Source organism: Streptomyces sp. NPDC005799, from assembly GCF_040630525.1.
Taxonomy (GTDB): Bacteria; Actinomycetota; Actinomycetes; order Streptomycetales; family Streptomycetaceae; genus Streptomyces; species Streptomyces griseorubiginosus_B.
The window spans coordinates 1-18,735 of record NZ_JBEXXQ010000089.1; the positions used below are offsets into that span (position 1 = coordinate 1).

The 18,735-nt window shown below is 70.8% G+C and carries 9 protein-coding genes; 7 read left to right on the forward strand and 2 right to left on the reverse strand.

Features of this window, described 5'->3' with window-relative positions; translation table 11 throughout:
* Positions 1-128: 128 nt before the first annotated feature.
* Both ABZ453_RS47490 and ccrA read right to left on the reverse strand, forming a co-directional pair.
* Positions 129-8,111, reverse strand: a complete 7,983-nt coding sequence (locus ABZ453_RS47490; RefSeq protein ID WP_359025761.1) for an amino acid adenylation domain-containing protein — start codon at positions 8,109-8,111, stop codon at positions 129-131.
* Positions 8,112-8,285: 174 nt separating this feature from the next.
* On the reverse strand, positions 8,286-9,617 hold the full coding sequence (gene ccrA / locus ABZ453_RS47495; RefSeq protein ID WP_359025763.1) for a crotonyl-CoA carboxylase/reductase: 1,332 nt from the start codon (positions 9,615-9,617) through the stop codon (positions 8,286-8,288).
* A gap of 198 nt (positions 9,618-9,815) precedes the next feature.
* Here ccrA and ABZ453_RS47500 point away from each other — a divergent pair, with 198 nt between their 5' ends.
* From ABZ453_RS47500 to ABZ453_RS47530, 7 genes are read left to right on the forward strand one after another with little or no spacing between them, the layout of a single operon-like run.
* Positions 9,816-12,950, forward strand: a complete 3,135-nt coding sequence (locus ABZ453_RS47500) for an amino acid adenylation domain-containing protein (protein WP_359025765.1) — start codon at positions 9,816-9,818, stop codon at positions 12,948-12,950.
* Positions 12,951-12,995: 45 nt separating this feature from the next.
* Complete coding sequence (locus ABZ453_RS47505; RefSeq protein ID WP_359025767.1) at positions 12,996-13,820, forward strand: CoA-transferase; 825 nt, start codon at positions 12,996-12,998, stop codon at positions 13,818-13,820.
* The gene (locus ABZ453_RS47510; RefSeq protein WP_359025769.1) at positions 13,817-14,626 is read left to right on the forward strand and encodes a CoA-transferase; all 810 of its coding nucleotides are present in this window, start codon (positions 13,817-13,819) and stop codon (positions 14,624-14,626) included. The genes ABZ453_RS47505 and ABZ453_RS47510 overlap by 4 nt, the downstream gene beginning before the upstream one ends.
* A 34-nt stretch (positions 14,627-14,660) precedes the next feature.
* Positions 14,661-14,891 carry an MbtH family protein gene (locus ABZ453_RS47515; protein WP_359025771.1) on the forward strand — a complete coding sequence of 77 codons (231 nt, stop codon included), beginning with the start codon at positions 14,661-14,663 and terminating at the stop codon, positions 14,889-14,891.
* A 50-nt stretch (positions 14,892-14,941) separates the two neighbouring features.
* A complete protein-coding gene (gene hppD, locus ABZ453_RS47520) occupies positions 14,942-15,961 on the forward strand; it encodes a 4-hydroxyphenylpyruvate dioxygenase (protein WP_359025773.1) in 1,020 nt (339 codons plus the stop codon).
* A gap of 32 nt (positions 15,962-15,993) precedes the next feature.
* Positions 15,994-18,423: an aminotransferase class I/II-fold pyridoxal phosphate-dependent enzyme gene (locus tag ABZ453_RS47525; protein WP_359025775.1), complete on the forward strand. Its 2,430-nt coding sequence runs from the start codon at positions 15,994-15,996 to the stop codon at positions 18,421-18,423.
* 10 nt (positions 18,424-18,433) lie between these two features.
* Entirely contained in the window at positions 18,434-18,610 is a 177-nt protein-coding gene (locus tag ABZ453_RS47530; RefSeq protein WP_359025777.1) for a hypothetical protein, read from the forward strand.
* Positions 18,611-18,735 lie beyond the last annotated feature (125 nt).

An 18,735-nucleotide genomic window follows, 5' to 3' on the forward strand; every position in this document is an offset into this window, starting at 1 on the left:
AGCCGGACGAGGACACAGCGAACGCGGGAGACCAGCGCATCCAACACCGTTCGGGACGCGCGCAGTTCCAGGAGCTGACAGCAAATGTCACCCCTTGCACACTGTTTAGGAACGGTGCGCAGGCGCCGTCAGTTCCTGGAGTTCAGCGCGCGCCAGATGTTTTCGAGATCGTCGATCTGCTGCTGGTCGAGCGAGACGAGCGGCATGTCGGACGGGGTCCGGCCGTCGGCCTCGGGGTGGCTCGCGCTGGTGGCGACCATGGTGAGCGCGGTCCGCCACAGGGCGGCCAGGCGGCCGACGTCCTCGGCTGCGAGCGTGCCGCCGGGAGCGGACAGCGTGGCCTGGAGCACGGGCCCGCCGCCGTCCTCGTAGGCGACGGTGTTGATCTCGATGCCGCCGCTCGCGGTCGCCCTGGACGACTCGGCCGCGAGGCCGTGCGCCTCCGGGGCGCGGGTCCACATGACGGTCGCACCGGCGGCCTTGGTGACGCGGCCCAGATAGTTGAACGTGATCTGCGGGTGGGGCAGTTCGGCGAGGCTCGCGGCGGTGCTGGGGTTGAGGTAGCGCAGCAGTCCGTAGCCGAGTCCCTTGTCGGGGGCCCGGCGCACCAGTGCCTTGACGTGTTTGACGGCCTGGCCGACCGCTGTGCCCTCGGTGACGTCCCGCGTGGCGTCCAGCGGGCCGAGGTCGAGCCGGACCGGGCGGCACACGGTGAACCAGCCGACCGTGCGGGAGAGGTCGATGGAGCGCGGCATGCTGTCGACGGCCTGCCGGCCGTGGCTCTCCAGCCCGACGAACAGCGGACCGCCCCCGCCCGCGCGCGGCCCGCGCCAGCGCTGGAACGCCATGGTCAGGGCGGTGAGCAGGATCTCCTCGACGGTGGCGCGGAAGGCCGTCGGTATGTCGGTGAGCAGCGGGAGCGTCTCCTCGCGCGGCACGGTCATCGTGACGGAGGACGCCGCGCCCTTACCCGCCTCCCTCGCGCCCGGCAAGGGTTCGACGTCGCTCAGGACGGCGCGCCAGTGCGGGAGTTCGGCGGTCCGCTCGGGCCGGCCGGCCTCGGCCGTGAGCGCGCGGGCCCAGGTGCGAAAGGAGGTGGCGACCCGGTCGAGCGGCCGGACACCGTCAGCGTCGGCGGCCAAGTCCCAGGCGCGGGCCAGGTCCGGCAGGAGCACGCCCCAGGACACGGCGTCGACGGCGAGGTGGTGGATCACCAGCAGCAGCCGACCCGGCTCACTCGGACCGGCGTCGAACCAGACGGCCTGGACGACACGGCCGGAGTAAGGGTCCAGACGTCCGCGCGCGGCCTCGGCCTCGGCCCGGACGACCCTCTGCCGCTCCTCGCTCCAGGGGCCCGAGGAAGTGGCCTGGACCCCGTCGTGCGGGCCGGTGACGTCGACGCGGGTGAGGGCCGCCGCGGGGTCGACCGAGCCGCGCGGCGCAATGTACAGTTCCCAGGGCTGCGACGGCGCGCTGGTGATCCGCAGTCGCAGGGTGTCGTGATGGTCGAGCAGCAGCCCCAGCGCCGCTGTGAGGCGGGCCTCGTCCGCGTCCGGCGGGACCACCAGCAACAGGGTCTGGTTGAACTCCTCGACGGGGCCGCCGCGGTGCACACGCTCGTGCATGACGGCGGTCAGCGGCACCGCTCCGGTCCCGTCGTCGGCGCTACCGGCGTGCTCCTCCTCGTCCGCGGCCACGGCGGCCAGCCGGGCCGGTGTCTTGTGCTCGAAGACGTCCCGCACCGAGATCGCCAGGCTCTGTGCCCGAGCCCTGCTGACAAGCTGGATCGACAGGATGCTGTCCCCGCCGGCGGTGAAGAAGTCGTCGTCGACGCCGACGCGGGGCAGGGCGAGGAGGTCGGCGAACAGCCCGCACAGCACCTTCTCGCGCGGGGTTCGCGGTTCGCGGCCGCCCGGTGTCGTGAAGTCCGGCGCGGGCAGCGCCCGCCGGTCCAGCTTCCCGTTCGGCGACAGCGGCAGTTCGGCGAGCGCGACGCACAGGGCGGGCACCAGAGAGTCCGGCAGCAGTCCCGCGACGAACCGCCGGACCTCCGCCACGTCCAGCGCGTCGGGCGCCCCGCCGGGAGCGGGGGCGGCGGGCACGAGGTAGCCGACCAGCCGCTTGGTGCCCACGGAGTCCACGTGCACTGTCACGGCCGCCTGGCCGACGGCCTCGTGGCGCAGCAGGGCGGCCTCGACCTCGCCCGGCTCGATGCGCACCCCGCGGATCTTGACCTGCTCGTCCGTCCGTCCCAGGTGCTCCAGCTGCCCGTCGCCGCGCCGGCGCACCACGTCCCCGGTCCGGTACATGCGCTCCCCGGAGCCGAACGGGCAGGCCACGAAGCGCTCGGAGGTCAGCGCGGCGCGGCCGGCGTAGCCGCGCGCGAGCCCCTCGGCGGCGACGTACAACTCCCCCGCGACCCCTGGCGGTACCGGTCGCAGCGCCGGGTCCAGCACGTACAGGCGGGTGTTGGACAGGGGCCGGCCGACGGTCACCGCCTCGCCCGGCAGCGCCTGGCAGGCGGAGACGAAGACGGTGGTCTCGGTGGGCCCGTAGGTGTTGTGGACCGGCGTCCCCAGCAGTTCGGTCGCGGCGGTGACGGTCGCCGCGGGCAGTGGCTCGCCGCCGCACATCACCCACTTCAGCCCCGTGCAGCGCGCGGCGGCGGGCTCCTGCGTGAAGACCTCCAGCATCGACGGCACGAAATGCACGGCGGAGACGGCCTCGGCGGCGATGACCTGCGCGATGTACCGCGGCTCCTGCTGGCTGCCGGGCCTCGCCAGCACGACGGCGGCGCCCGTCGTCAGCGGCCACAGCAGTTCGATCACCGAGGCGTCGAAGGTGACCGGCGACTTGTGGAGCATCCGGTCGTCGGGCGCCAGCCGGTACTCCCGCTGCAGCCACTGCGTGAAGTCGACCAGCCCCCGGCGGTGGATCACCACGCCCTTGGGACGGCCGGTCGAACCCGAGGTGTGGACGACATAGGCGGGGTGGGCCGGCAGTAGCGGACGCTGCCGGTCCCCGGCGGTGGGATCGGTGACCGGCAGCGCGCTCAGCTCCCGGACGACGTCCGGGGCGTCGACGGCCGCGACGGTCACCCCGTCGACGGCCGGGAGCCTCCCTGCGGTGCCTGCGGTGGCGAGCACGAGCTCGGGACGTCCGTCCCGCAGCAGGTAGGCCACGCGCTCGGCGGGATGGTCGGGGTCAACCGGCAGATAGGCGGCGCCCGCCTTGAGCACGGCGAGGATCGCGACCACCATGCGCACCCCGCGCGGCACGGCGACGGCGACGACGTCCTCTGGGCCCGCGCCACGGCGCAGCAGCCAGTGGGCGAGCCGGTTGGCCTCCTCGTTCAGCACCCGGTACGACACCGGGGCGCCGCCTTCGTCAGGGCTCACCAGGGCCACCGCGTCCGGGGTCCCGGCCGCCCGCTCCTCGAAGAGCTGGGTCCAGTCGGCGTCCGGTATCGGATACGCGGAGTCATTCCAGCCGTCCAGGAGGCGCAGTTCGTCGGCGCCGAGAAGCTCGGCTGCCGCGAGCCGGGTGCCTGGATTGACCACGACCTGGCCCAGGAAGCGCTCCAGGCGGTCGGCGAACGCCCTCGCCGTGGACTCCTCGAACAGGTCCGTACGGTAGTGCAGCGTTCCCCGGATCCCGGCGGGCGCACCGCGGCCGTCGCCGTCACGGGTCTCGGCGAAGTTGAAGGACAGGTCGAACTTGGCCTCGGTGGGGAAGACGTTCTCGTACCGGGCCTCGACTCCGGGGAAGGACAACGGCGGGCGGGACGTATTGTCGACGGCCAGCATCACCTGGAAGACCGGGTGGTGGGCGAGGCTGCGGGTGGGACTGAGCAGGTCGACGAGGCGCTCGAAGGGCAGGTCCTGGTGGGCGTAGGCGTCGAGGTCAGCGTCGCGGACGCGGCGCAGCAGATCGCGGAAGGCGGGGTTGCCGCTGGTGTCGGTGCGCAGGGCGAGCGTGTTGACGAAGAACCCGATGAGCCCGTCGAGAGCGTCGTGACCCCGCCCGGCGACGGGCGCGCCCAGCACGATGTCCTCACCCGCGCCGAGCCGGGTCAGGACGGCTGCGAGCGCGGCCTGCAGCACCATGAAGACGCTGGCGCCGCTCTCGCGGGCGAGTGCCGTGATCCCCTGGTGCAGCGCGGGCGGCCAGTGCAGCTCCAGCACCGCCCCGTCCCGTCCGGCCGTGGCGGGACGTGCCCGGTCGCAGGGCAGATCGATGCACTCGGGGGCCCCGGCCAGGGCACGCCGCCAGAAGTTCGCCTGTTCCTGTCCGGGCCCGGCGACGTCCGCGCCTTCCTCCGCCCGAGAGCCGAGAAGCCCGTGCTGCCACAGGGTGTAGTCCGCGTACTGGACCGGCAGCGGCTGCCACCGCGGCGCGCTTCCCTCAAGGCGTGCCCGGTAGGCCGTGTCGAGCTCACGGATCAGGACGCCCATGGACCAGCCGTCCGCGGCGATGTGGTGCAGCAGGATCAGCAGGACGTGCTCGTCGGCGGCGGTCCGCAGCAGGCGCGCCCGCAGGGGGATTTCCCGAGCGAGGTCGAAGGGTCGCGCGACCTCGTCGGCCAGGAGCTGCCCGACGGCATCGGTGTCCACGTCCGAGACCGTCAGTCGTGGACGTGCCCGGTCCGCCGGAAGGAACCGCTGCCAGGGATTGCCGCCGTCGTCGGGGAACACCGTCCGGAGGATCTCGTGCCGGTCCGTCACGTCGGCGAGCGCGGCCTCCAGGGCCGCCGGGCTCAGCTCGCCCTTCAGCCGCACGGCGAGCGGGAGGTGGTACGCGTTGCCGGAGCCCTCGAGGTTGTCCAGGAACCACAGGCGGTTCTGCGCGAACGACAGCGGTGTCCGTTCCGGCCGCGCCACCGCCACTAGCGGCGGGCGGGCCGGAAGACCCCGGCCGGTCACCCTGACCAGGCTGGCCGGGGTGGGGGCCTCGAAGACGTCTCGTACGGAGATGTCGGCGCCGAGCACCGAGCGGACGTCGGCCGCGAGGCGCATGGCGAGCAGAGAGTCGCCACCGAGGGCGAAGAAGTCGTCGTCGACCCCGACTCCCGGCAGACCGAGGAGGTCGGTGAACAGGGCGCACAGCGCTTCCTCCTGCGGGGTACGGGCCGGGCGTAACGTGGTCGGCGACGTGAGGTCGGGTGCGGGCAGCGCCCGTCGGTCCAACTTCCCGTTCGATGACAGGGGCAGCTCGGGGAGCATCACGCACACTGCGGGCACCATGTACTCGGGCAGTCGGCGTGCGACGAACTCCCGTACGGCCGCCGGGTCAGGGGCGGCGCCGGGGCCGCCGGGGACGAGGTAGGCGACCAACCGCCTTATTCCGGCGCAGTCCTGATGGACCGTCACCGCAGCCTGCGCGACCTCCGGGTGGCACAGCAACGCGGCCTCGATTTCGCCGGGTTCGACACGGAAGCCACGGATCTTGACCTGCTCGTCCGCACGCCCCAGGTACTCCAACTGGCCGTCGGCCCCCCACCGCACCACGTCCCCGGTGCGGTACATCCGCTCACCGGGCACATCGAACGGACAAGCCACGAACCGGCCTGCGCTCAGACCCGGACGGCCCGCATACCCCCGCGCCAGACCCGCACCTGCCACATACAGTTCACCCGCCACCCCCTCCGGCACCAACCGCAGCGCCGCGTCGAGGACATGTACCCGAAGGTCGGAGAGGGGGCCGCCGATAGCCCCGGCCCGCAAGTCGTCCGCCCGGTCGCTCGGCAACGGCAGTGCGGTGACGTGCACGGTCGTCTCGGTTATGCCGTACATGTTCACCAGGAGCGTGGAGTCCTGCGGCCGGCGCCGGTACCACTCTCGCACATGGGCGAAGTCGAGTGCCTCGCCGCCGAACACCACGTACCGTAGGGACAGTGCCGGGCCGTCCGTCAAGCACGCCTGTGCCCGCAGCAGTTCCCCGAACGCCGAGGGCGTCTGGCTGAGTACCGTGACCCGTTCCCTTGCGAGCAGCCGCAGGAAGCGGGCCGGATCACGGCTGACGTCGAAGGGGACGACCACCAGGGTGCCACCGTGCAGCAGTGCCCCCCACAGCTCCCACACCGAGAAGTCGAAGGCGTAGGAGTGGAACAGTGTCCAGACGTCATCCTGTCCTATGTCGAACCACCTCCGGCTGGAGTCGAAGAGACGGCCCACGTTCCGATGCGGCACCACCACGCCTTTGGGCCGCCCGGTGGAGCCTGAGGTGTAGATGACATAGGCGGGGTGGGTGGCGAGTAGCGGCCGGACTCGGTCGCCGTCGGCGGGATCCGCGTCGGAACGTCCGGCGAGTGTGGCAGTGAAGGCAGGGTCGTCCAGCGCGACGACGGCCGCCCCGCCCGCGTCTGGGAGCGTGTCCCGTAGCGTGACGGTGGTCAGGACCAGGCCGGGGCTGGCGTCGTCCAGCATTTGGGTGAGCCGGTCGGCTAGGTGGTCGGTGTCCAGGGGCACATAGGCGGCGCCCGCCTTCAGGACCGCGAGGATCGCGACGACCGCCCCCGGGCCACGCGGAACGGCGAGCGCCACCACGTCCTCCGGGCCCGCGCCCTGGGCGATCAGCCAGTGGGCGAGGCGGTTGGCCCGCTCGTTCAGCTCCTGGTACGTCAGAGTCCGGCCGTCCTCGTCGGCCTCACCTGGGCTAACCACGGCCGTCGCGTGCGGGGTGCGCGCCACCTGGGCCTGGAAGAGCGTCACCGCATCGCTGTCCACGGCTTCGAAGGCGGTGTCGTGCCCCTGGGCCAGCAACCGCCGGCGCTCGCTCTCCGACAGCAGTTCGAGCGCTCCGACACGAACCTCGTGGTCGGCGACCACCTGCTCCAGCAAGCGTAGGAAATGCTCCTGATGGGTCGTCAGGGCCGCCCGGTTCCAGATCTCGGGGTTCCCGCCGAGGAGGAACACCATCCGGTCGCCGTCGACGGCGCTGAACCGCATCGACAGGTCCTCGGGGCAGGCGAAGGTGATCTCACGCTCAGTACGGTGGCCCGCGAACTCCAGGTCCCCTCCCGCGGCGATGATGTTGACCAGCACGCCCTGCCGCACCCGGCCGGGCAGTGCCGACCCCGGGTCCGCCTCCGCCTCACGGGCCAGGAACTCGCTCCGGAAGCGCTGGTGCCCGACGGCCTCCCTGATCAGTTCCGCGACCCGCCGGGCGAGCCCGGCGAAGGACTCCGCCCGGTCGACGCGGACCCGCACCGGCAGGACGTTTGCCATCACCCCGGGCGTGGTCCGGCCCACGGGTCCGGTACGGGCGCCCGTGGGCAGGTTGACGACCACCTCGGCCTCGCCGGTGACGACGCTGACGTAGGCAGCCACGGCGGCGAAGAGCACCGCGGAGCGTCGTACCCCGGTCGCGTCGGCGACGCGGTGGAGCTCGGCCACGTCGATCGTCGTGTGCGTGGTGCGCAGGCTGCCGCGCACGACGTCGGGCCCCTGTGGGTCCGGCTGCGCGCCGTCCTCGGGTTCGAGGCTGGATGGGACCAGGCCGCCAGCCGCCCGGTCGAGCCAGTAGGCGCGGTCGGTCGCGAACGCCTCGGAGCCGAGGTAGGCGCTCTCCTCCGCGACCAGGTCGGCGACCGAGCCGTAGGCCGGGGGCCCGGCGGGCTCCCCGCGGGTCAGCCGCCGGTAGAGCTCCGCCAACCGCCGCTCGACCAACGACGCCCCGTAGGCGTCGCTGATCAGGTGGTGGTACTGCTGGTGCCAAAGGAAGCGGTCCGGGGCCAGCCGGAACAGCACATGGGCGAAGAGCGGGCCGCGGGTGATGTCGTACGACCGCTCCCAGTGGCCGTCGATCCACTCGTCGGCCGCCGCGCGCGGATCAGCCTCGGCGGAGAGGTCGAGGACGGCCGGCTCCCACTCCACCGACGGATCCGGGATCTGCCGTACCTGCCCGCCCTCGGCCACGAAGCGGGTGTGCAGGGCGTCCGTCTCCACGACGACCTGCCGCAACGCCTTGGTGAACAGCAGCGGATCCACCGGCCCGAAGATTTCGCGTTGCATCGAGAAGACGGGGTCGACTCCGCGGATCTGCGCCGAGAGCCAGATCTCCAGTTGTGCGGCCGTCAGGGGCAGGGCGGAACGCTTCTTGCGATCGGGCATGTCACCATGTCTCTTCCGATGAGGATCCGGTCGCTTCGCGGGCGGTCGCGGCCGGCGGGGCGAGAAAAGGAGAAGGAGAGCCGCCACCTGCGCGCTCGGCGGTTTCATGAGGTCTGGCCTCAGGGAGGTTGACGGTGGGAGGTGCTTCGCTGTCCTCGCTCAGCTGGCCCGCTGTCAGCGGAAGCGGTTGATGGCGGCCAGATGCCGGGCGCGCAGTTCCGCGTCGGTGACACCGAGTCCTTCGCGCGGCGCCAGGCACAGCACGCCCACCTTGCCCTGGTGCAGATTGCGGTGGACCTCGTGCACAGCCTCGCCGACTTCCGGCAGCGGGAACACCTTCGACAGGGTGGGGTGGATCCTGCCCTTGCACACCATGCGGTTGGCCTCCCATGCCTCCCGGTAGTTGGCGAAGTGCGAGCCGACGATCCGTTTCAGCGACATCCACAGGTAGCGGTTGTCGTACTCGTGGGTGTAGCCGGAGGTCGAGGCGCAGGTGACGATCGTGCCGCCCTTCCGGGCGACGTACACACTGGCCCCGAACGTCTCACGTCCTGGGTGCTCGAAGACGATGTCGATGTCCTCACCACCTGTCAGTTCGCGGATGCGCGTGCCGAAGCGCCGCCACTCTTTCGGGTCCTGAGTGTGCTCGTCCTTCCAGAACCGGTAGCCCTCGGCGCCTCGGTCGATGACCGCCTCGGCGCCCATCGCGCGGCAAATCTCCGCCTTGTCCGGGGAGGAGACCACGCACACCGGGAAGGCGCCGCCGGCCAGCGCGAGCTGGGTTGCGAAGGAGCCGAGTCCGCCGCTTGCGCCCCAGATGAGGACGTTGTCGCCCTGTTTCATCCCGGCGCCGTTGCGGGAGACCAGTTGCCGGTAGGCGGTGGAGTTGACCAGACCGGGTGAGGCGGCCTCCTCCCAGCTCAGGTGGCGTGCCTTCGGCATCAGCTGGTTCGCCTTCACCAGGGCCAGTTCGGCCAGGCCCCCGAAGTTCGTCTCGAAGCCCCAGATCCTCTGTTCCGGATCGAGCAGGGTGTCCCCGTGCCCCTCGGCGCTCTCCAGTTCGACGGACAGGCAGTGCGCGACCACCCGGTTGCCGGGCGCCCAGGAGTTGACCCCCGGACCGGTGCGCAGGACCACACCGGCGAGATCGGAACCGATGACGTGGTACGGCAGATCGTGCCGGCGGGCTTGGTCGTTGAGCCTGCCGTAGCGCTCCAGAAAGCGGAAGGTCGGCAGCGGTTCGAAGATCGAGGACCACACGGTGTTGTAGTTCACCGAGCTGGCCATGACCGCGACCAGCACCTCGCCCAGACCGGGTTCGGGCGTCGGCACGTCCCGTATGTGAAGGGTCTTGCGCGGATCCTTGTCGGCCGTCGCCATTCCCTCGAAAGCATCGGTATCGGATTTACGGACGACAGCTCCCCGATAACTCTCCGGAATTCGGGTTCCGGCGAAATCGGCGGCTGTCGCGTTATCGGAGAGAGCAGCACTGACTATTTCCTGCACAACCACTCGTTTCTCACTTGTGGAAAGCGACCCTGCGGCATGCCCGCTGTGCTGGGATTTCGTCAGTCTAGGGTCGGCCGGTGCACCGCCGCATCACCAGACTTGGTAGTGGTCGCCGACTATTCATGTGGGTGATGTGCGGTGCCGACCGCCCATGCCAGTGTCGGTCCGGTAGGCACGCGAAAGAGACGAGGTGCCATGCCTGAGCTGGACAAGCACACCGCCTTGCCCCTAACCGCCGCGCAACTGGAGATCTGGCTCTCGCTGCAGATCCTGGGAAATCCCCGAATCGCGTCGGTGGAGCGGGAGATATTCGGCCCTCTGCAGCTGTCGGCGTTCGAGGCCGCGCTACGGCGGGTGGTCTCGGAGACGGACTCCTTGCACACGTGCTTCGTCTCCGACGGCCCGCTGGTGCGGCAGGTGGCGGATCCGTCGCTCGCATGGGAACTGACGGTCGTCGACCTCTCCGGCGCGGACGATCCGCGCGCGGCGGCCGACGCCTGGGTCGACACCCACTGGAACCGCGCCTACCCCACCGCCCGGGGGCCGCTGTTCCACTACGCGCTGCTCGCCCTCGGCCCGGACCATTTCCGGTGGCATCAGCAGTACCACCAGATCATGGGTGACATCGCGGCGTTTTCCCTCATCGAACAGCGGGTCGCGGAGGTCTACCGCGCCCTGGTGCGCGGCGAGGCGGTGCCGGACCCCGGATACGGCTCCCTCGCCGGCTTAGTCGACGCGGAGCTGGCGTACCAGGAGTCCGCCGACTACGTCGCCGACCGGCGGTTCTGGCTGGAGCGGGCCGAGGAGGGCCTTAGCCCGTCCCTGCTGACCGGCGGGCCCGGCGTCGGCTGGAACTCGGCCGAGGTGACCCGCGGTTGTGTGCGCGCCGACCAGGTGAGTATCGAGCTGGCCGGGCTGAACCGCGCGGCCGACGCGGCCGGGGTGCGGCGCTCCGCCGTGATCATCGCGGCGATGGCGGCGTATGTCGGCGCGATGAACGGCACGGCGGACGTCGTGGTGAACCTGCCGGTGAGTGCCCGAGTGGGTCCCGTCGCCGAGGCCACTCCGGGCGTGATGTCGAACATCCTGCCCCTGCGGCTCCACGTCGACAGCCAGGCGCCGTTCACCGCGCTCGCCCGGCAGGCCGCGGAGGAGGTGCGCCGGGTGATGCGGCATCAGCGCTTCCGCAACGAGCACCTCGTACGCGAGATCGGCATGACCTCGGCGGGCCAGGAAGTACCGGGCGTCACCGTGAACATTATCTCCGGCGGCGACCTGGACTTCGACGGCTATCGCACGAAGCGGGAGATCTTCTTCGCCTGCCCGGTCGACCTGATGACGGGTTTCTGCGTCAGCGGCGACCGGATGCTGGTGTCGTTCCTCGCCAATCCCGAGTTGTGGGATGGGGTGGGTGTGGTGGGGCATCAGGAGCGGTTTTTGCGGGTGTTGGAGCAGGTGGTGGCTGATCCGGGAGTGCGGGTGGGTGCGGTGGATCTGCTGGTGGGGGGTGAGCGGGAGCGGTTTGAGGAGTGGAACGACACGGAGTGTGGGGTGGTGGCGGGGAGTTGGGTGGAGTTGTGGCAGGCGCGGGTGGCGGCGGTACCGGACGCGGTGGCGGTGGTGAGTCCGGACGAGGACGAAGGACCGCTGACTTACCGAGAGTTGGACGCGCGGGCCGGGTGGCTGGCCGACTGGCTGCGGGGGCGGGGTGTGGGTCCGGAGGGTGTGGTCGCGGTGGCCGTCCCCCGGGGTGTGGAGATGGTGGTGGCGATTGTGGGGGTGTTGAAGGTGGGGGCGGCGTATCTGCCGCTGGATCTGGCGTACCCGGTGGAGCGGACGGTGTTCATGCTGGAGGACACCCGTCCTGCACTGGTGCTGACCACGACCGGTGTGGCGGACAAACTGTCGGTGGTGGCGGGGGTGGAGGTGGTGGCACTGGACGGTGCTGCCGCCGCCGAAATCGCCGGACAGCTGGCAGCAGACCTGGACGTTGTCGTTGGGCTTCGGCCGGAGCATCCGGCGTACGTGATCTATACGTCGGGATCGACGGGGCGGCCGAAGGGTGTGGTGGTTCCGCACCGGGGGGTCGTGAACTATGTGTCGTGGCTGCAGGCCGAGCACGGCATCGGCGTGGGGGACCGGCTACTGCACAAGACACCGGTGACGTTCGACGTGTCGGTGCGGGAGCTGCTGTGGCCGCTGGCGGCGGGTGCGGCGGTGGTCCTCGCGCCGCCCGGCGGGCAGGGCGACGCCCGGTACATCGCCGAGCTGATCACCGCCGAGGACGTCACGGGGACGCATTTCGTGCCGTCGATGCTGGAGGTCTTCACCCAGGAACCGGCGGCCGCCCGCTGTACGAGTCTGCGGTGGGTGATGTGCAGCGGGGAAGTCCTGCCGGCGTCCGCGGTGGCCCAGCTGACCGCTGTGCTGGACGTGCCGGTCCACAACCTCTACGGCCCCACGGAGGCGTCCGTCGATGTGACCGCCTGCCGTGACGTCACTCCGGAGGGTCCGGTTCCGATCGGGATGCCCGCGGCCAACACCCGTCTGTACGTCCTGGACTCTGCACTGCGCCTGGTCCCGCCGGGTGTCGCGGGCGAGCTGTACCTGGTCGGCGCGGGACTCGCCCGCGGCTACGCCCGGCGTGCGGGACTGACCGCCGGCCGGTTTGTGGCCTGTCCGTTCGAGCCGGGTGAGCGCATGTACCGGACGGGGGACATTGTGCGCCGACGGCGGGACGGGCGGCTGGACTACCTCCGGCGTGCGGACGACCAGGTCAAGATCCGCGGGTTCCGTGTCGAACCCGGCGAGATCGAGGCCGTCCTGACCCGGCACCCCGGTGTCGCGCAGGCCGCGGTCACCGTCCACAACGAGCCCGCCGGCCCCCGCCGCCTGACCGCCTACCTCACCCCCACCACCGGCACTGTGCTGGACGGGGCGCAGGTGCGGGAGTTCACCGCCCGCCACCTGCCCGAATACATGGTCCCCGCCGTGTGCGTAGTCCTGGACGTGCTGCCCCTGACCCCGAACGGGAAACTCGACCGGCGGGCCCTGCCCGCCCCCGACTTCACCACCCTCACCACCTCACGCCCGGCCCGCACCCCCCACGAAGAAGCCCTGTGCGCCCTGTTCGCCGACCTCCTCGGCGTGCCCGGCGTCGGGATCGACGACAACCTCTTCGCGCTCGGAGGGGACTCCCTCCTCGCAGTCCGCCTCGCCGCACGCGCCCAGACCCAGCTCGGCACCAACATCACCCTCCGCGACGTCTTCCACACCCCCACCCCCGCCGGTCTGGCCCGTGTGCACGCGGACCGGCTCGATCCGGCGTGAGCACGACGGCATTCCTTCGACCACACCGTTCCCGAGCGAGGACCATTGTCTGAGATCCACGATCTGAGTGAAGCCGTGGCGAAGCTGATCCACGACGGCGACACCGTCGCCCTGGAGGGCTTCACGCATCTGATCCCCTTCCGCGCGGCGCACGAGATCATCCGCCAGGGCATCACCGACCTCACGCTTGTGCGCATGACCCCGGACCTCCTCTACGACCAGCTCATCGGCGTGGGGGCGGCCCGGAAGCTCGTCTTCTCCTGGGGCGGCAGTCCCGGTGCGGGATCGCTGCACCGGTTCCGCGACGCGGTGGAGAACGGCTGGCCCCGCCCGCTGGAACTGGACGAGCACAGCCACGCCGGCATGGTCAACCGCTATGTCGCGGGCGCCTCACGGTTGCCGTTCGCCGTCCTGCGCGGTTACCGGGGCAACGACATCGCCGGACGTACCGGCTCCGTCGCCCCTGTCGTCTGTCCCTTCACCGGCGAGGAGCTGACCGCGGTCGCCGCTCTCAACCCGGACGTCACCGTCATCCACGCCCAGCGGGCCGACCGGGCCGGCAACATCCAGCTCTGGGGCGTGCTCGGGGTGCAGAAGGAGGCGGTCCTCGCGGCCGACCGAGTACTGGTCACGGTGGAGGAACTGGTCGACCGCCTCACTCCGCTGCCGGGCGCAGTCACCTTGCCCGCCTGGGTCATCGACGCCGTCGCGGTCGTCCCCGGCGGCGCCCACCCGTCGTACGCCACCGGGTACAGCAGCCGTGACAACGACTACTACCGGGCGTGGAGCGAGGTGTCCCGGGACCGCGAGGTCTTCGGGAGCTGGGTCGAGGAGAACATCCTGCGCACGGAGGGGGCCACCGTTCGATGACCGGGACATCCACCGCTGAGCAGACCCTTGCCGTCACCGGGGACGAGCTGATGGAGATCTGCGCCGCCCGAGCGCTGGCCGGGGCCAGGACCTGTCTGGCGGGCGTCGGGATCCCCAGCACGGCGGCCAACCTCGCGCGCCGGACGTACCATCCGGATCTCGTCGTGATCTACGAGTCGGGCGTCATCGGCTCCAAGCCCAGCCGGCTGCCGCTCTCCATCGCCGACGGCGAACTCGCGGAGACCGCGGACCTGGTGATACCGATGCCGGAGATGTTCAACTACTGGATACAGGGCGGCCGCATCGACATCGGCTTTCTGGGCGCCGCCCAGGTGGACCGGTTCGCCAACATCAACAGCACCGTCGTGGACCGCGGTCCTGAGTTGCCCGAGAAACGCCTCCCCGGTGCCGGCGGCGCGCCCGAGATCGCCGCGCACTGCGGCGGTGTGCTGATCGTGGTGCGGCACACCACCCGCAACCTCGTGGCGAAGGCGGACTTCGTGACCACCTTCGGCCACGGCTCGGGCCCCGGTGACCGCGAAAGGTTCGGGCTGCCCGGCGCCGGGCCGGTCGCCGTCATCACCGACCTGGGCGTCCTGCGGCCGGATCCGGCCACGGTGGAACTCGTCCTCACCGAGGTGCATCCCGGAGTGACGGTCGACCAAGCGCGGACCGCGACGGGCTGGGACCTGCGCGTCGCCGAGCACCTGGGTGTCACCGAACCGCCCACCCGCGAGGAACTCGCCGCGCTGCGCGCCATGAAGAACGCGGGCGAGCCGGTACGGGACGGCGCCGCGAAGCCCTGAAGGACCTCACCCTCTGGAAGATAAGGAAAACGCTGTGGCCGACAACCCCTTCGACGACGAGGATGGCACGTTCCTCGTTCTGGTCAACGACGAGAACCAGCACTCGCTCTGGCCCCTTTTCGCCGACGTCCCGGCGGGCTGGACCACCGTGCACGGCCCGGCTCCCCGCGCCGCATGCCTGGACTACATCGAGCGTGAGTGGACGGACATGCGTCCCGCGAGCCTCGTACGCGCCATGAGCGCGGCCGCCGAGGGCGACCGGTAGCGGTCGCGGCCCCGCCGGTCGGCGCAGCCATCCCCAACGTCGGAGACACCATGACTGTTCACGGCATTGCGTATCTCGACCTCTACACTCTGGACCACGCGTCCATGATCGACTACTTCGCCGGCCTGGGATTCGCGCGGGTCGCGGAATCCCAGGACGACGACCGCTGTTCCACCCTGCTCAGGCAGGGCGACCTGCGGCTGGCCGTGACGTCGGGACCGGCGGTGCGGAACTTCCTGGACAAGCACGGGGACGGTGTCGCGGACATTGCCCTGACCTGTGATGACGTCCCAGCGGCGGTCGAGCGTGCGGTGGCCGCCGGTGCGGCCGACCTCGGTTCCCCCTGCGGCGCGCCGGTCGTGTCGGGGTTCGGGGACGTACGGCACACCCTGCTGCCCGCGGCCGAGGGCGACCCCGGTCGGACTCCGCCCACCGGCCGCTGGGTGCCCGTCTCGGCCTCCGTCCCGCAGTCGCCGCAGACCGTCCGGCTGCTGGACCACATCGCGGTCTGTGTCGAGGGCGGCCGGCTCGGCGAGTACGCCGGTTTCTACCGGGACGCCTTCGCCTTCACGCGCTATTCGGCCGAGTACGTGACGCTGGGCGGGCAGGCCATGGACTCCGTCGTGTTGCGCAGCGCGTCGGAGAACGTCACCTTCACCCTGGTCGCACCCGACCCTGGCAAGGAGTCCGGCCAGCTCGGAGCCTTCCTTGATCGCAACGGGGGGCCTGGAGTGCAGCATCTGGCGTTCCTCGTCGACGACATCGTCTCCGCGGTGCGCCAGTTCCGGGACGGGGGCGTGGACTTCCTGAGCACGCCGGACAGCTACTACGACATGCTGAACACGCGGCTGCCCGGCTTGTCGGACCGGATCGAGGACCTACGGGACGCGCAGGTGCTGGCCGACAGCGACGAGTGGGGGCATCTGATGCAGTTGTTCACCACGTCACCGTACGAGCGCAACACCCTCTTCTTCGAGCTGATTCAGCGTCAAGGCTCGCGAGGGTTCGGCAGCGCGAACATCCGGGCCCTGTACGAGGCTGTCGAGCGCGACCGGCTCGCCGCCTCGTGACCGCCCCTGCCGGTCGTGCCACAGCCGTGAACATGTTCACCCTGACCGACTACGCCGGACAGGCCCGCACGATGCTGCCGAGGAGTGTCTGGGACTTCATCGAGGGCGGCGCCGGCGAGGAACGCACCCTCGCCGCCAACCGGGCGGCCTTCGACCGGGTACGGCTGTTCCCACGGGCGCTGTCCGGCACGGACCGGCCCTCCCTCGCGACCACGGTCCTGGGCCGTACCTGGCGGACCCCTCTCGCCGTCGCCCCCATGGCCTACCACCGGCTGGCCCACCCGGCTGGCGAGGTCGCGACCGGGCGGGCCGCCGGGGCCGCCGGAGTGCCCCTGGTGGTGAGCACGTTCGCGAGCCGCACCTTCGAGGACATCAAGGCAGCGGCCTGCGGCCCGCTGTGGCTCCAGGTGTACTGCTTCCGGGACCGCTCCCTGACGCGGGACCTCGTTGCACGCGCCGAGAGCGCCGGCTTCGAGGCCCTGGTCCTGACCGTCGACGCCCCCATCCTGGGCAGCCGGCACCGGGACCTGCGTAACCGTTTCCGGCTCCCCAAGGACATCGGGCCCGTCAACCTTCCCGACGGCGAGTTCTCCTCGCCCAGCGACCACGCGCGCGCCGAGTTCGCCCCCGCTCTCAACTGGTCGGTCGTCGAGTGGCTGCGCGGCGTCAGCTCACTGCCGGTGCTGGTCAAGGGGGTTCTCACCGCGTCCGACGCACGGCTGGCGCTGTCCGCGGAAGCGGACGGCATCGTGGTGTCCAACCACGGCGGACGGCAGCTGGACGGCGCGCCAGCCACCCTGGACGTGCTGCCCGAGATCGCGGCGGCGGTCGCGGGCGCCTGCCCGGTACTCCTGGACAGCGGCGTGCGCCGCGGGGCCGACATCCTGGCGGCTCTGGCGTCCGGGGCCGACGGGGTGCTGGTGGGACGGCCCGTCCTGCACGGCCTGACCGTGGCGCGCGAGGTCGGCGCGCAGCATGTGCTGGACATCCTGGCGAGTGAGCTGGCGGACGCGATGATCCTCACCGGCACGTCCTCGACCGGCGACGTGGCTGCGGCCCTGCTCGGCCCGCGGGCCCCTGCCTTGCCACCGCACGTGTCCGACGTCGGCACCTCGTGCGCCGGCTCCGGTCCACTCCCGCACTCCGCTCACGACCTGCGGAAGGCGGATCTGCACGGCAGTCTGCGGGACCCGCTGCTAGACACGATGACCTTCCTCAACGAGATCACCGACCGCTATCCCGCGGCGGTCTCGTTCGCTCCGGGCCGTCCCTACGACGGCTTCTTCGACACTGAGGACGTCATCAAGAACCTGCGCCGCTACCTCGACCACCTGGAGGCCGGCGGTGCCTCGCCCGACCAGGTGCGCTCTGCTCTTTTCCAGTACGGTCCCACGGCCGGCCAGATCCGCGAGGTGATCGCCGACTGGCTGCGCGACCACGAGGACATCGATGTCCCGGCGGAGTCCGTGGTCGTGACCGTCGGCTGCCAGGAGGCGATACTCCTGGCGATCCGCGCCCTCATCTCGGGCCCCCAGGACGTCCTGCTCGTCTCCAGCCCCTGCTACGTCGGCGCCACCGGCGCGGCACGGCTGCTCGACGCCGAGGTGACCGCCGTCCCCGAGGGACCTGAGGGACTGCGCTGCGCCGACCTGAGGGCGGTCGTCCGACGGGAGCGGGCGCGTGGGCGCCGACCCCGCGCCTTCTACCTGGTCCCCGACCACGCCAACCCGTCCGGTGCGACGCTGCCCCTCGCCACGCGACGGGAACTGCTCGAACTAGCGGCCCGCGAGGACATCCTGCTCCTTGAGGACAGCCCCTACCGGCTGGTGAGCCCCGGCGAGCGGCTGCCGACCCTCAAGTCCCTCGACCGCGACAGGCGGGTCGTGCACCTGGGCTCGCTGGCCAAAACCCTCTTTCCGGGAGCCCGAATCGGCTTCGCCGTCGCAGACCAGACTGTCGTGGACGAGACGACGGGTGCGCGCGTGCTGCTGGCGGACGAACTCGCCAAGCTCAAGAGTATGGTGACGGTGAACACGTCACCGGTGACGCAGGCCGTCGTCGCGGGCATGCTGCTCTCCGACGGTGGCCGTGCCGCGGAGCACGGCGTGGAGACGGCGGCTTATTACGGCGACGCGATGCGGACCGTATTGGAGCAGCTCGAAGCGGCCTTCCCCTTGCCGGAGCGGACCGCGCTCGGCGTCAGCTGGAACAGGCCCTCGGGCGGGTTCTTTCTGACCGTGACTGTGCCCTTCGCGGCCGACGAAGCGGCACTGGCCCGCTCTGCGAAGCAGTTCGGAGTCATCTGGACACCCATGTCCTATTTCTATCCGGACGGCGGCGGGGAGAAGTCACTGCGGCTTTCGGTGAGTTACCTCTCGCTCCCGGAAATCGTCGAAGGGATCGCCCGTCTCGCGCGATTCATCATGTCGTATCGCGCCGTTCCGGCCCCTTCGAAAACCTGAGGGCAACCGCGTGGAATACGACATCAGCTCACTTGTGGAAGGCGCGACCTACAGAGTCGGCAACCCTTTTGAGGTCCGGCAGTGGATGTGCGAGAACGCCCCCGTCGTCCACCACGACGCCGGTGAGTTCGGCACGATCTGGTCTCTGACGCGGTTCGCCGACGTCAAGGCAATGCGGGTGATTTAGGACGTTTCCGCAGGTGAGGACGGGTGTCGCGGGTTCCACGTGACTTTGAGTGAGTAACTGACGTGGCTGGGAGGGCGGGGCTCATCCCGGCGTTTGGCTTCGAAGGTGTTCCTCGGTGGCTTCTT

Excerpts from the sequence above, each read along its gene's own strand:
- ABZ453_RS47490 (WP_359025761.1), bottom strand. The coding sequence starts at position 8,111 with ATGCCCGATCGCAAGAAGCGTTCCGCCCTGCCCCTGACGGCCGCACAA.
- ABZ453_RS47500 (WP_359025765.1), top strand. The coding sequence starts at position 9,816 with ATGCCTGAGCTGGACAAGCACACCGCCTTGCCCCTAACCGCCGCGCAA.
- ABZ453_RS47510 (WP_359025769.1), top strand. The coding sequence starts at position 13,817 with ATGACCGGGACATCCACCGCTGAGCAGACCCTTGCCGTCACCGGGGAC.
- hppD (WP_359025773.1), top strand. The coding sequence starts at position 14,942 with ATGACTGTTCACGGCATTGCGTATCTCGACCTCTACACTCTGGACCAC.
- ABZ453_RS47525 (WP_359025775.1), top strand. The coding sequence starts at position 15,994 with ATGTTCACCCTGACCGACTACGCCGGACAGGCCCGCACGATGCTGCCG.